We start from the raw sequence: 355 nt of genomic DNA, 5'->3' as shown, positions 1-355 counted from the left end.
CATGGTGCCAGCGCCCTGCACTGAATCGAACTCCAACAAATCGGCCCAACGTGGTGGCATCCCCCGCCACATCATTAATTAAAACAAACTCCAACTCTGGCCAATCAAAGGCCGCGCGCATTGCCAAGCGGCCAATACGGCCAAATCCGTTAATTCCCACTTTGATCGTCATGGTCTATTCCCTAATAATTCAATTTCAATTTAACAGCACGCCACACGATCTTGTTGATGCAGACGCGCAATATCTTGTTGATAAACTTGCTTTAAACAGTTGGAAGCAATCAGGTCATCGACCATTTTTTCATCCAACCGGCAACTCGTTCGGAGAGACGATAGAAGACCCATTGACCCTGTC

General features: G+C 47.6%; 1 protein-coding gene and 1 pseudogene. Both read right to left on the bottom strand.

Going from position 1 to position 355, the window contains the following annotated elements:
• Positions 1 to 172: glyceraldehyde 3-phosphate dehydrogenase NAD-binding domain-containing protein (locus CIK04_RS22445; RefSeq protein ID WP_325205734.1), on the bottom strand; the 172-nt coding region annotated here is incomplete at its 3' end.
• 29 nt (positions 173 to 201) lie between these two features.
• Positions 202 to 355, bottom strand: a pseudogene (locus tag CIK04_RS22440) (transcriptional regulator); the annotation flags it as partial.

The sequence above is a fragment of the Vibrio sp. 03_296 genome, from assembly GCF_002265885.1.
This window is presented reverse-complemented; position numbering and strand designations above follow the sequence as displayed.